We start from the raw sequence: 13,379 nt of genomic DNA, 5'->3' as shown, positions 1-13,379 counted from the left end.
AACAGACTTTGCGATATCAAGACCAATTGTAGTAATGTTCATAGTGGACCCGTCCTCTTTCTGATGAGTTTAAGCAAATACATCGTGGCCCATTGCGAGGCCGATTAAAAGTGGATGGGTCCATTCCATTATCCATGGAGCCTTGAAAGGGATCTCTGGCTCCAGGGGTAGTAAAACCAAACTCTTGCTTTAACTGTCGCTTGACCGGAACAATCGTCGCTTTATCAATACCTAAAGGAAATTTGAAGTGTAGACCCGGTTGTATTTCTAAATGGAACTTACCAAAACGCTGCACAACTGCGACAGAGTCACTAGGGACGGTATAAACAGCCTGCCAAAAGAGCGTAACGATAATCAAAAGTAATGCGATTAAGAGCACATTTTTCATACCGCTGCGGGTGAAAAACTGTTGAGTCTCTATCGCATGGTTTTTTACGCTTTTTACAAAGCTGCTATAGGGAGCGGCATTGTCTGAACTGTCTTCAGGTGGGAGAGGGTCATTAGGTGACGACATGATTGTGACCTTGAGGCTATGGCAAGAAAATCTTGTCATAGTAAAGTCAGGTTCACTTTAGGTGATTTATCAAGCTAGCCGGCTGACTTGTAAACTTGTCACTACTTAGGCAACATTTCATCTAGTTGTTTTTGTAATAACAATTGGAATTGTTTCTGGTCCATCAAATTTAGATATTCAGCCGCTTGAGCGAGAGTGATATTCCTATGTGCTGCAGTCTGAACAATTTTCGTCGCTTTATCATATCCCAATATGGGCATTAGCAATGTTATGACAGATAAATTGTTCGACATATTCTTGTCAATTTGATCCAGATTCTGCCGTAGCCCTCGCACGCAATTTTTAGCAAAAGACACCATAGCGTCAGATAACAGCTCTATACTTTGCAATACATTATGGATAATTACCGGGCGGTAAGTATTCAGTTGCAATTGTCCATTGGAACTCGCTAGCGATACCGTAAGGTCGTTGCCAAATACTTGCAAACACACCATGCTTAATGCCTCACATTGAGTAGGGTTAACCTTACCTGGCATGATTGAGCTCCCAGGCTCATTTGCGGGCAATAACCATTCGTTTAAACCACAACGTGGCCCACTGCCGAGTAAGCGGAAATCATTTGCGACTTTCTGTAATACTGCAGCTAATTGCTTAAGGGCGCTGCTGTAGCGCAATAACGCATCCTCACCCGATACTGCAGCATACAAATTAGCTGATTGCATGAATGGCTGACGATAATGTTTAGCCAGTAAACTGATGACCTGTTGGCCAAATGATGGCGGAGCATTCGATCCAGAACCTATCGCCGTTCCCCCTAGCGCCAATTGATATAAACCCTTCAGGCTCTCTTGTATCGCTTGCTTTGCAAAAGTAAGTTGACTCCCATATGCCGATAGACAGGAGCTGGCATTGATAGGTAGCGCATCCATTAAGTGTGTTCGTCCAACTGTATACTCCCCCTTGAATTCATTTTGCTTTGAGGAGAACTCGCACTCAAGTAAGTCTATGGCAGGTAAAAGAACATCTTGAGTTTGCTGCGCCACGATAATATGCATAGCAGTGGGAAACACATCATTAGAAGATTGAGATAAATTGACGTGATCATTAGGGTGAATACTGTTGCTTGGCTGCCCTATAGCTTGACCATTAAGCTCTGCAGCAACTAAATGGTCACTAGCCAGGCGACTTATCACTTCATTGACATTCATATTGGTCTGGGTACCAGAACCTGTCTGCCAAATAGAAAGTGGAAACTGAGCGCCATAGTCACCCTGTATAATTTCATCGCAAGCAAATAAGATTGCACTGTGTTGGCTAGCAGAGAGTAAGGAGTGACTGTAATTTATTTCAGCGCAAGCACGCTTAATGTTAACAAGCACTTTAATGAAGCCTAGATCAAAATGCTGACTTCCAATGTTAAAAAATGCTAGCGAGCGCTGTGTTTGCTCGCCCCACAAAGCACCTTTTTGGACGTTAATTTTTGCAAAGCCAACCTGCTCTGACGTGTTTCTTTTCGATGTTTTCCTCATACTTAACCACTCTCGTTTTGATGCATCAAAAAGTACTCAGCAATATTGCAGCCAACCTCTAACACTAATTTGGATTATGACCAAAACGACTTAACTAAATTATGTCCATCTGTTTGTATGAGGTCGCATTGTCGCCGTTACGTGTTGGTAGCGCGGAGTTCATGATGATGAACCTCTTAACGGAAACTCATTAAGCGCTATAAAGGCCTATGTTTACCTGTACTTCACCTAACACGACTCACTGTGAGCACCTAGTAACGACTAATCACTTACAGGTACAGTCGATAGAGTCTCATCTTGCACTTATCACTTATAGCTGAGGATGGGAGAGTAACCCAAATAAAGCAAGTCTTGGGCTTGTTGTTTACTGCCCGAAATTGCCCCCAATGTTGAACAAGACAATTGTATGTTCAGCCATTAATCGGGGCAGCCACCGTTCACAGATAGATGGTGAGCGGGCTTAAGCGTGTTACAAGGGAGATTGCCACAAGGCCAAGCACCCCGAGTCCACATCATGCGAGTAACACCCTAGATTAATGCTCTAAATTAATATCCTATTTTTATTAATGCTTTAGATTAATGCTCTGGCTTACTTCAGAATAAAAAAGACCGCCCCCCATTAAACTGCAAATATGTATCCCTTTCCCAAAAAGTCACGATAGAGAAGACTAAGCTACATTAGCTATTGATAATTCAATCACTTCCGGCTAAGTTGATTATACTTTGTGCACATTTTTAAATAGCTTTCCGTTATCCGTTATAAAAGGAATTTGTAATGAATAGATCCAAGCTTCCCCTACTGGTCGCATTTTCTCTGGTGCTATCTAACTCGAGTATCGCAGCGACACAATCAAAACCCGCAACCGAATTTACCAAAACAGAAAATGCTGCCGTCCTTAAGGCACTGCCCTTCAGTGACAAACAAGATTTTATCAATGCGCAGCGTGGGTTTATCGCCAAACCCGACACGGTCACCATTAAAGATGCACAGGGCAACATCGTCTGGGATCTAGAACAATATAAAAACTATATCAGTATCGATAAAGAATCCCCTGATACTGTGAACCCTAGTTTATGGCGTAATTCTCAACTTGTAATGCAACATGGTTTATTTGAAGTCACTGACAATATTTACCAAATTCGCGGGTTCGATCTAACCAATATCACTTTTATTAAAGGCAAAACAGGTTGGATAGTCTTCGACCCTCTCATCTCACCCGAGACAGCCAAAGCCGCGCTTGATTTTATCAATGAACAACTAGGTGAGCGCCCCGTTGTTGCTATCGTCTATAGCCATAGTCATATCGATCACTATGGCGGCGCAACCGGGATTGCAACGGCAGAAGATGTTGCCTCAGGCAAGGTACAAATTATTGCGCCCGAGCACTTTACCGAACATGCAGTTTCAGAGAATGTGATTGCAGGTAACGCTATGGGGCGGCGCGCAGTATATATGTACGGTGCCTTACTGCCTCGTAATGCTAAAGGAGGTGTCAATGGTGGCCTAGGAATGACGGTGTCAACAGGGCTTGCGGGCCTATTACTGCCAAGTCATGAGATCACAAAAACCGGTGAAAAGCTCAACATTGATGGCGTTAACATGGAGTTTCAGCTCACTCCAGGTAGTGAAGCACCAGCCGAGATGAATACCTGGTTCCCAGACATGAAAGCACTATGGATGGCTGAGAATTCCACTAACACCATGCACAATATCCTAACCCTACGTGGCGCTCAGGTGCGAGATGCATTGATCTGGTCAAGCTTTCTGGACGAAACCATTGATACTTGGGTGAACCAGGCTAAAGTGAAGTTTCAAAGTCACCACTGGCCAGTATGGGATAGTGAAAATATCATTCCATACTTTAAAAAGCAGCGTGATATCTACAAATTTACCCATGACCAATCTGTTCGCCTAATGAACCAAGGCTATACAGGTGAAGAGATCTCCGAAATGATAACGCTCCCTGCGGAGCTTGAGCAAAATTGGCCAACGCGCGGATATTACGGCACCTTACGCCATAACAGTCGCGCGGTATATCAAAGGTATATGGGCTGGTATAACGGTAACCCTTCGAACCTCAATAACCTACCGCCAGAAATGGTTGCAAAAAAGTATATAGAGTTTATGGGTGGTGAGGCCGCGGTGCTCAAGAAAGCACAGGTTTCATTTGATCAAGGAGAGTATCGCTGGGTCGCAGAAGTGATGAAGCATGCAGTATTTGCTAATCCTGACAATCAAGCAGCTAAAGAGCTGTTAGCCGATGCTTTTGAGCAGCTTGGCTACCAAGCTGAATCAGGCCCTTGGCGCTCAGTGTATTTACAAGGTGCTTATGAGCTGAGAAACGGCGTACCATCAGCTGGAGGTACGCAAACTGCAACGCCTGATACCATTAGAGCGATGACACCAGAAATGCTGTTTGACTTCTTAGCGGTAAGGCTTGATTCAAGCAAAGCTGAAGGCAAGTTACTCAATATCAATATTGATTTTACCGACCTTAACAGCAAGTACACGCTGACATTAGAAAATGCAGTGCTGCATCATAGTAAAAATCAAGTCGATAACCCCGATGTGGCTCTAGAGATGTCAATGAAAACGATGAACAGTATTCAACTGAAAGAACTCAGCTTTGATGAGGCGATTAAAAACGGCGATGTGAAGATCACTGGGGACAAACAGCAGTTTAAAGCGTTTCTCGCTATGCTAGATGATTTCAATTTCTGGTTTAACGTGGTTACGCCATAAGGTGCTAGGTCATCTTAGGCACCTTAGTTGAACAGCTAAGGATGAAGGTTTTTCGTCCTTAGCGCTTCTATGAGCACTGCTATCTTGTTATTGGATCTAGCAGTGCTTTTTGCCGTAACACACGCTTTATGAGTGTAAGCTAAATGAAAAAGCGATATGTATGCGTTAGATGTGTGAACCAGCATATCTGGGCTGATGGCTTTTTCATTTGGCTATTTAATCTAGCTGTTTAATCTAGCTGTTTAATTTAGCTTTCCATTTAGCTTGCCCACTTCACGAGTGCCATCTTGTAATCAGATAAGCTAGGTTTGTCCACACCCTGTGATATACTTGACCTCAAGAGACTTTTTCCATTCTTTTTTCGGTAATATTCGGTAAAAAATTTCACTAATGACACACTAGATATCACCCAAACTAGGCTTAAGTTTGTGTTGCTATTTGTGTCACTTACATAGTGAAATCAACGTAAATAATCCGCTGTTAACCGGGAAAAAGAAAAGCAATTACCCTCATAAGGAATGTACGTAAGCGCTTATTATGAATGATTTTTATAAGGTATATTAATTAGATGGCATTATTAATCGACGACAGCTGTATCAACTGTGACATGTGTGAGCCAGAATGTCCGAATCAGGCGATTACTATGGGTGAAGAGATCTATGAGATTGACCCTGTACTTTGCACCGAATGCGTCGGTCATTATGACAAGCCAACCTGTATCTCGGTTTGCCCTATCGACTGTATTGCTGTTGACCCAGACCACAAAGAATCAGATGATGAGCTATTAATTAAATACCACATCATCACAGGTAAGCCTGTCGAATAAGCCTAGTGTTACTGATTAACAATGGAGCCTAATGGCTCCATTTTTGTTTTTGGGCGAGTCAATTAAGTATCACGTAAAAACGTCCGCCGACTAATGACTTCATTGAGATGACAGCGTAAAATCTCGCCTCACTCATTACCGTGCTAGCTCAATTTAACTTAAGTTAACTTAAGTTAAATTAGGTTGATTCAAGTTAACCTAATTGAGTTTAGCGCTCGTTTATCCTTGCCAAAAGTTGTTAAATGCCCATGTACTCAGCTCAGCAATGCTTTACCGCTTTCAAATCACCTATCGATAGCTATGAGCTGCCAAAACGTTTTACCTTTCCCTTTTACTACCAGCCACACCCACTGTGTTTGTTGGCCGCGAAAGAGTTGCAAACCTATTTAAGTTCGCAAACAGACTGGCAGCATAACTTTGGTTTAGATAATAGTTTTGAGAATGGCTCAGACAATAGTTTAGACAATCATTCAAATAATGGTTTAGGCGATGATAAAACCGAAGCTATTGGCAAGATGTTTGGAGTATTACTCGTTCGTAATAAAAGCGGGGAGCTTGGTTATTTAGCCGCGTTTTCTGGAAAATTAGCCGAGCAAAACTTACTCAATGGCTTTGTACCACCGGTTTTTGATATGTTGGCCGAAGAAAGCTTTTTTCATGCCGGAATGCAAGCACTTAACCTGTTAACTGAGCAGCTCAAAGTCGCTGAAAGTAACCCTAATATTTCAATATTAACCACTGAATTAGCCACATTACGCCTTCAGGCTGAGGGCGAGTTAGAGGCTATACGAGCGCAAATTATTGAAAATCGCAAAGTGCGCAAATTACGCCGTACTTGCGCTGAAAAAGAGCAGAATCAAGCTGTACTTAACGAGCTTAATATTGAGTTAGGTAAAGAGAGTGTCGCCGAGAAATTTAAGCTTAAAGCGGTAAAACAGGACTGGGATAGTCGATGCCATGAAGTTTCAAGCCAACTCAATAGTCTGCTTGATGAAATAACTCAAATAAAAGCGACGCGCGCCCAGCAGTCTAACCGTTTACAACAACAGATCTTTGCCCAGTATCAATTTTTAAATCAAGCTGGCGAGCTTAAAGATCTCAACCAGATCTTTAAAGATAGCCCTACGCAGCAACCGCCAGCGGGTGCTGGTGAGTGCGCTGCGCCTAAACTGCTGCAATTTGCCTTTAGTCAAGGCTATACACCATTGGCAATGGCGGAATTTTGGTGGGGAGCATCACCAAAGTCTGAGATCAAGCAGCATAAAAACTTTTATGGTTCTTGTCAGGGAAAGTGCCAACCCATTTTAAGCCACATGCTTGCAGGCATTGAGATGGATGCCAATCCTTTACTCACCAATCCTGCCGAAGGCAAATCTATCGAGATTTTATACCAAGATGAAGCGATGGCAGTGGTTAATAAACCTGCCGAGTTTCTATCAGTACCGGGTAAGAATGTGACTGACTCTGTTTATGCTCGCATGAAATCGATGTTTCCTCAGGCGACAGGTCCGCTGATTGTGCACCGCTTAGATATGTCCACTTCGGGCCTTATGGTCATCGCGCTAACCCGTGACGCCAATAAGTCTCTGGCGCAGCAGTTTATTGCACGAACAGTTGAGAAACGTTACGTGGCACAGGTAGCAGGCCAAGTACAAGGTGATCAAGGGGAGATTAGCCTGCCTCTTAGGGTAGATCTCGATGACAGACCGCGCCAATTGGTGTGCTATGAGCATGGTAAGCATGCCCACACCCTATGGCAGGTAAAATCTCGCAGCGCGAAACACACCATGCTATATCTGTACCCTCACACGGGACGGACACACCAGCTGCGGGTGCATTGTGCCCACCATGATGGCTTACATCTGCCCATCATTGGCGATGACCTTTATGGCTGCAAAGCGAATCGATTACACCTCCATGCCCAAAGGTTGGTACTTAATCATCCTGTGACTAAGGAGCGCTTAACCTTTGAGGTCGACGCCGACTTTAGCTTAGAGGCTTAATCTTTTGCTTGAGATGATGTGGGTTAATCTAAATGTTTAACCCACATGCTTATCTATGACGTTATCTATGCCGCTCTCTAATCTGCTGGACGAAATAGTTTCTAAATCCTTAAGCCAAAACTCGAACGCTTAACTCACATCTAACCCAGAGCTTGGTTTATCGGCTCTAATAAATCGCCTCAAACAAATAAACTCAAACAAATAAACTCAAACAAATAAACTCAAACAAATAAACTCAAACAGTTTTAAATGAATAAGTTCAAACAAAGAGCCCTAACAAATAGCGCTAACGAATGAGCGCTAAAAAGTGAGTCATTTATGCAAAGCTCGGCTGTGCTTTGGCCTGTAAAGTTTGTAGCGCCTGCGCTAACTTTTCAATTGTCACTCTAATGGCAGCAGGCATAGCATCAAACTCAACACTTAACAGTAAGTTTTTCACCTCGAGCCCAAGCTCGGTATCGCCTTCAATGCAAAGCTTACGTTGGAAAAACAGTGTATCTGGATCTTCCTTAGCCGCCGCGATTAATAACAGCTCTTTAGATTGACCAGTAAACGTCACTTCAGCATCTTGTTGCGGTCGTACATGCCAACATTCATCAAACGTCACTTCGAAAGTTAACCCTAAATCTTCAATATTAATCGCAACCCAACGGCCCGCTAAAAAGCTCAATTCATCGTCTTCAGCTTGCTCTGAAAGTAATAAACCTAAGATGCGTTTTAGTAGCTCAGCCTTCATCGCAAACGGCACAATGGCTAATGGGCGAGCAATAACTTTAGGCCCAATTTCGAGTATTTGTTGCGCTAACTTATGAGGAAGAAAACCTTGCATGTAAAAATGTATCCAAAATGTGGCAAAGAAAGGAATATTACCTAGATTTTATGATCACAAACCTGTTTTACATCAAAAATTTGATCTTCATTCCCTTTTAAACTCCTGTTTCATTATTTTTGGAGCAACTACATGGAACTGCTGTGCCCCGCGGGAAATCTCGCTTCACTGAAAACCGCCCTAAACTCAGGTGCAGATGCGGTCTACCTGGGCCTGAAAGACGACACCAATGCGCGCTCGTTTGCCGGATTGAACTTTACACCTAAGAAGTTACAGCAAGCCGCCGAATACACTAAGAAATGTGGCAAAAAGATATTTTTAACCATCAATACCTTTCCCAAGCCTGGTGAAGAAAGTCGCTGGTATCAAGCGATTGATCTTGCTGCTGACACCGGTGTCGATGCGTTAATCATGGCTGATTTATCGTTACTCGATTATGCACACAGTCGCTACCCTCACCTTCCTTTGCATCTATCGGTACAAGCTAGTGCAACTAATTTAGGTGCACTGAAGCTGTATAAAGAAGAGTTTAATATTGAACGTGCGGTATTGCCGCGAGTGCTTTCAATGAAGCAAGTACGCGATCTTGCCAAAGTGACACCCGTCGATTTAGAAGTGTTCGCCTTTGGCAGCCTGTGCATTATGGCCGAAGGCCGTTGCCACCTATCTTCTTACGTCACGGGACAATCGCCCAACACTGGCGGCTCATGTTCACCCGCTAAGCACGTACGTTGGCAGGAGTCTGGCAGTGATCGGCTGACATTGCTAAACGATGTATTAATCGATAAATCAGGTTTAGATGAGCAGATGGGCTACCCGGTTGTTTGTAAGGGCCGTTACACCACAGCTGAAAACAGTAAGCCAAGTCATATTCTTGAATCGCCCACCAGCCTTAACACTTTAAGCTTGCTGCCAGAGCTGGCTAAAGCCAATGTGGTATCGCTTAAAATTGAGGGACGCCAGCGTAGCCCAGCTTATGTTGAGCAAGTCACTAAGGTGTGGCGTGCAGCTATCGACAGCTATATGTCTGCACCTGAAAAGTACCAAACGCAGCAGTCTTGGGATCAGGCGCTAGCAAAAGTATCTGAGGGACAAACCACTACTCTTGGCGCTTATGAGCGTAACTGGCAATAAGGATTAATGATGAAAACGTCACTCGGACCACTGCAATATTGCTGGGAAAAAGAAAAAGTTAATGCTTTTTATCAGCAGGTTGCACAAAGTAATATCCCTTTAATTTATTTAGGCGAAACCGTATGTAGTCGCCGTCGACAGCTTAAGTTTGCAGATTATTTAGCATTAGCTCAAATGCTCAGAGAGTCTGGCAAACAAGTGGTACTTTCAACGCTTGCGCTGCTCGAGGCGCCATCTGAATATACCGAGCTACAAAAACATGTCGATAATGGTGAGTTTATTATCGAAGCCAATGACATGGGAGCGGTGCAAGCAGCCAAAGAGCGTAACTTACCCTTTGTTTGTGGTCCAACCGTCAACAACTATAACTTTGCAACGCTAAAGAAACTGCATCAATGGGGCATGCAACGTTTTGTGATGCCGATTGAACTGTCTAAAGAGTGGTTAACCAACGTTATCGAAACGGAAAAGCCTATCCCTTTTGAAGTGGAAGTCTTTGGTCATGGCTATTTGCCACTGGCTCACTCTGCACGATGCTTTACCGCTCGCCAGTTGGGACTGCAAAAAGATGATTGCCAAATCGTGTGTTTGTCCCACTCTAAAGGGTTACTCGCACAAACCATGGATGATCAACCTCTGCTTCGGCTTAACGGTATTCAAACCCAATCAGCAAGCTTAATTGATCTATCCAATGAAGTTGAGCAGATGAAACAGATGGGAGTCGACTATTTTAGAGTATCGCCACATAGTCTAAAGAGCATAGAAATCGCAGAAAATATCTTGCTGCAACCAATAGCGGATAAGGACTCATCTTGTAACGGCTATTGGCATCAATCAGCCGGATTTAGCCAAGTTCCAGCGCTATAAGCAACAATTTGAAAATGAGTTAACCCCATTGTGCTAATGAAAGGTTTTTTTCAGATCCTTAATCACCAAGGCACTCCAGGTTAAGAAGGTGGCTACGCCAATCCATTGCACGACGGCGGGCCACCACATTTCAGGGCGAAAGGGAGCGAGTAGCATCTCATTATAAAATGCGCCATCACCTTCTGTTAAATCCAAGCTAAGTAGAGGCAGTAACAGAAATGCACTCATAGACACAAATGCAACCAATGCACTTATCTGGGTCAAAATAGAGAATCTAGCCTCTTTCGCCATCAATTGAAAACCGATGTAAGACACCAGACTACAGCAGCCAAAAATAAAGAAGTATTTGATCGCGATAATATGTAGGTGGTAGACATTAATCGGAAAAAGACCTGTCGCAGCAAAGGCTAAATAGGTCAGCCCAAGACTAATGAAAAAAGGGTAACGCCAAACTGAGTCGCCAAGTTGCAGGCTCAGTAAGCAAAATAGCACTACACACAGGCCACCAAAAAACAGCCCACCATTGACGATAACGGCATAACGAGAGTGTCCATAACTGCCTAGCTCACTCAATGTGTGGTTTAAAAAGCTATATCCCTGACCGTCAAAGTGCTCGAACATCACAATAGATAGCACTAGGCCTAGTACTTGGCCAAAAATACCCAGCATGCCAAACCTAAACGCTAACCTTGACACTTTATTGTATTTATTAACGAGCATAGTTACCTAATTAACCTCTTTATTAACGTTTATTAATGTATATCGAATTGGCTTACTGTAACGAGGTCTAGCTCAGAGTTTTAATAAACATTTATGACACAGGAATGTAACGCATTTGTTATTTTTATAGCCTGTGAAACAGAATATCAAGCTCTTTGCTAAAAACAATCCAAAAATCATAGGATAAAAAGATTTTAAACCCAAAAAGTTAGCTTAAATCAGTCAACAAACTTGTTATTCAAAAAGATATACAAAAAATTACATCCGACAATTTAAACAAGTGTATTAATGAGATACCCTACAACATTGTGTTAATGCATTGCTGTGGAATTGCGATGCTTTTTGCTGTCACTCGGAATAATAATGACAAGAAAACAGGTAAGCCTTATCAATCAGGAAGTTAAGTTAACCCCGACAGATCAACTCATATCGACCACTGATAGACGCGGTGTTATCACCTACGTAAACCAAAGGTTTATTGAAGTGTCAGGCTTTAGTGAAACAGAGCTTATCGGCAACAATCATAATATGGTTCGTCATCCAGACATGCCCAAAGCAGCATTTAAAGAGATGTGGGGGAAATTAGAAGCGGGTATATCCTGGCGCGGCGTGGTTAAAAACCGCTGTAAAGATGGTCGATACTATTGGGTCGATGCATTTGTTTCGCCCTTATTTGAAAAAGGTCAGCTCATCGGCTATCAATCGGTTCGCATGGCGGCAAGCCCCCAACTCACCAATAAAGCCACAGAAATCTACCAGCGTCTCAATCAAGGTAAACGTGTCGATGACCCCATCAGCTTAGCCAATAAGAGATTGCTCTCAGCAATCTGTGCAAGTACAGGGCTATTGATTGCCGGTGCAATATGGGGCTGGGCGGTCATCATTGCAGGCATCATCTTAATGGCCGTCAACCTGGCCATTTTTTATGACGAGGCGTTTAAAGTACCTGCAAGATTAATGAAGATGAAACAAGAGTACGACTCTATCAGCCGCTTTATCTATTGTGGTCGTGACACTTCATCTTTACTCGATTTTCAACTTATGATGAAAGATGCCAAGCTACAAGGCGTGCTTGGTCGCTCACAAGACAATGCCGAGCATATTGAAGATATTGCGAGCCAGCTAATAGCTGCGGCACAGCAAACCCATGTAGGTCTAAATCTTGAGAACCAGCAGATAGAACTTATTGCCAGTGCCACCGAAGAGATGGGATCGACAATTAGCGAAGTCGCTAAAAATACCCAATCAACTTCTGAAAGCATTCAGCAAACCTATCAAGTTTGTCACGATAGCCGCGAAATGATGCAGCAAAATGCCGTCAGCATTAATCACCTTTCAAACTCTGTTACTCAAGCAGCAGAAAATGCCCACCTATTAAATAAAGAAGCTGAACGCGTTGCCAGTGCGATGTCTGAAATTGACTCCATTGCAGAACAAACTAACTTGCTCGCACTTAATGCGGCAATCGAAGCCGCCCGCGCCGGAGATCAAGGTCGAGGGTTTGCAGTGGTTGCCGATGAAGTCAGAGCGCTATCGAGTCGCACTCAGCAATCAACGACCAGCATATCGAAAAGCGTCGATAAAATGTTTTCCATGCTAACCGAATGGTCAAAGCAGATGGATAACAGTAAATCTAAAGCATTATTATGCAGCGAAGATGCCGAAAAATCTGCTAATAAAATCGATACCATCTATCAATCAATGAAAGAAATTCAAGCTTTAGCGGTACAAAATGCGGTTGCGGCCGAGCAACAAACTTTAGTTGTTGGTGAGATTAACCAAAATATCACTCAAATTAGCCAGGCATCGAGTGAAAACCTATGCGCGGTTAATCTAGTTGAGGCCTCTGTTAAAGAGTTAAAGTTCAATGCAGAAAAAGCAAAATCTTTGAGAAAAACATTTAGTTAAACCTTCTGCAAAAGCCCATTTTGCCGTCACAAAATAAACGTGACGGCGAAAACAGCACACGACAAATCAACATCTGCGCATCATTTGCAAACATTTGTTTTAAAAAGAGTTAACCGCAAAAAAGTTTTGTGCTTTTTTGCAAACTTCCGATACAATATAAATAATCATATTGAGCTAATAACTATTCGCCCGTAGTGAATTACACTACATAATAATAGAATGGTGTTATTAAGATATTTTATGGCGGTTCGCTCGCCAACTAACAGTTGAATGGATATTCAATAACTTATCTGTTTATGCATAGAC

Annotated in this window: 10 protein-coding genes; 6 read left to right on the top strand and 4 right to left on the bottom strand. The window is 42.9% G+C overall.

Going from position 1 to position 13,379, the window contains the following annotated elements; all coding sequences use genetic code 11:
- Nucleotides 1-16 precede the first annotated feature (16 nt).
- Together ACVBIK_RS06735 and ACVBIK_RS06730 are read right to left on the bottom strand one after the other, a co-directional pair.
- Entirely contained in the window at nucleotides 17-514 is a 498-nt protein-coding gene (locus ACVBIK_RS06735) for an SPFH domain-containing protein (protein ID WP_447169339.1), read from the bottom strand.
- Nucleotides 515-615: 101 nt separating this feature from the next.
- Nucleotides 616-2,043, bottom strand: coding sequence for a class II fumarate hydratase (locus ACVBIK_RS06730; RefSeq protein ID WP_447169338.1), 1,428 nt, complete (start codon nucleotides 2,041-2,043; stop codon nucleotides 616-618).
- A 775-nt stretch (nucleotides 2,044-2,818) separates the two neighbouring features.
- On the opposite strand from ACVBIK_RS06730, the gene ACVBIK_RS06725 reads away from it, so the two are divergent.
- From ACVBIK_RS06725 to ACVBIK_RS06715, 3 genes are all read left to right on the top strand, one after another.
- A complete protein-coding gene (locus ACVBIK_RS06725) occupies nucleotides 2,819-4,786 on the top strand; it encodes an alkyl/aryl-sulfatase (protein WP_447169337.1) in 1,968 nt (655 codons plus the stop codon).
- Nucleotides 4,787-5,354: 568 nt separating this feature from the next.
- Nucleotides 5,355-5,612, top strand: coding sequence for a YfhL family 4Fe-4S dicluster ferredoxin (locus ACVBIK_RS06720; protein WP_012156237.1), 258 nt, complete (start codon nucleotides 5,355-5,357; stop codon nucleotides 5,610-5,612).
- Between the two features lie 248 nt (nucleotides 5,613-5,860).
- Nucleotides 5,861-7,615, top strand: coding sequence for a pseudouridine synthase (locus tag ACVBIK_RS06715; protein WP_447169341.1), 1,755 nt, complete (start codon nucleotides 5,861-5,863; stop codon nucleotides 7,613-7,615).
- A 316-nt stretch (nucleotides 7,616-7,931) separates the two neighbouring features.
- Here the strand turns inward: ACVBIK_RS06715 and ubiT are convergent, their stop codons facing one another.
- Nucleotides 7,932-8,444 carry a ubiquinone anaerobic biosynthesis accessory factor UbiT gene (ubiT, locus tag ACVBIK_RS06710; RefSeq protein ID WP_447160080.1) on the bottom strand — a complete coding sequence of 171 codons (513 nt, stop codon included), beginning with the start codon at nucleotides 8,442-8,444 and terminating at the stop codon, nucleotides 7,932-7,934.
- 132 nt (nucleotides 8,445-8,576) lie between these two features.
- Between ubiT and ubiU the strand changes: the two genes are divergently transcribed.
- Both ubiU and ACVBIK_RS06700 read left to right on the top strand, forming a co-directional pair.
- Nucleotides 8,577-9,578, top strand: coding sequence for a ubiquinone anaerobic biosynthesis protein UbiU (gene ubiU / locus ACVBIK_RS06705; RefSeq protein WP_447160081.1), 1,002 nt, complete (start codon nucleotides 8,577-8,579; stop codon nucleotides 9,576-9,578).
- 9 nt (nucleotides 9,579-9,587) lie between these two features.
- Entirely contained in the window at nucleotides 9,588-10,445 is an 858-nt protein-coding gene (locus ACVBIK_RS06700; protein WP_447160082.1) for a U32 family peptidase, read from the top strand.
- A gap of 33 nt (nucleotides 10,446-10,478) precedes the next feature.
- Here the strand turns inward: ACVBIK_RS06700 and ACVBIK_RS06695 are convergent, their stop codons facing one another.
- The gene (locus ACVBIK_RS06695) at nucleotides 10,479-11,114 is read right to left on the bottom strand and encodes a DUF998 domain-containing protein (protein WP_447160083.1); all 636 of its coding nucleotides are present in this window, start codon (nucleotides 11,112-11,114) and stop codon (nucleotides 10,479-10,481) included.
- A gap of 414 nt (nucleotides 11,115-11,528) precedes the next feature.
- On the opposite strand from ACVBIK_RS06695, the gene ACVBIK_RS06690 reads away from it, so the two are divergent.
- Nucleotides 11,529-13,073: a methyl-accepting chemotaxis protein gene (locus tag ACVBIK_RS06690; RefSeq protein ID WP_447160084.1), complete on the top strand. Its 1,545-nt coding sequence runs from the start codon at nucleotides 11,529-11,531 to the stop codon at nucleotides 13,071-13,073.
- The last annotated feature ends 306 nt before the right edge of the window (nucleotides 13,074-13,379 follow it).

The sequence above is a fragment of the Shewanella sp. 125m-1 genome (assembly GCF_052977065.1).
Note: the sequence above shows the minus strand (reverse complement) of the source record. Positions and strands in the feature narration are given on the sequence as shown.

Excerpts from the sequence above, each read along its gene's own strand:
- ACVBIK_RS06735 (WP_447169339.1), bottom strand. The coding sequence starts at position 514 with ATGTCGTCACCTAATGACCCTCTCCCACCTGAAGACAGTTCAGACAAT.
- ACVBIK_RS06730 (WP_447169338.1), bottom strand. The coding sequence starts at position 2,043 with ATGAGGAAAACATCGAAAAGAAACACGTCAGAGCAGGTTGGCTTTGCA.
- ACVBIK_RS06725 (WP_447169337.1), top strand. The coding sequence starts at position 2,819 with ATGAATAGATCCAAGCTTCCCCTACTGGTCGCATTTTCTCTGGTGCTA.
- ACVBIK_RS06720 (WP_012156237.1), top strand. The coding sequence starts at position 5,355 with ATGGCATTATTAATCGACGACAGCTGTATCAACTGTGACATGTGTGAG.
- ACVBIK_RS06715 (WP_447169341.1), top strand. The coding sequence starts at position 5,861 with ATGTACTCAGCTCAGCAATGCTTTACCGCTTTCAAATCACCTATCGAT.
- ubiT (WP_447160080.1), bottom strand. The coding sequence starts at position 8,444 with ATGCAAGGTTTTCTTCCTCATAAGTTAGCGCAACAAATACTCGAAATT.
- ubiU (WP_447160081.1), top strand. The coding sequence starts at position 8,577 with ATGGAACTGCTGTGCCCCGCGGGAAATCTCGCTTCACTGAAAACCGCC.
- ACVBIK_RS06700 (WP_447160082.1), top strand. The coding sequence starts at position 9,588 with ATGAAAACGTCACTCGGACCACTGCAATATTGCTGGGAAAAAGAAAAA.
- ACVBIK_RS06695 (WP_447160083.1), bottom strand. The coding sequence starts at position 11,114 with ATGCTGGGTATTTTTGGCCAAGTACTAGGCCTAGTGCTATCTATTGTG.
- ACVBIK_RS06690 (WP_447160084.1), top strand. The coding sequence starts at position 11,529 with ATGACAAGAAAACAGGTAAGCCTTATCAATCAGGAAGTTAAGTTAACC.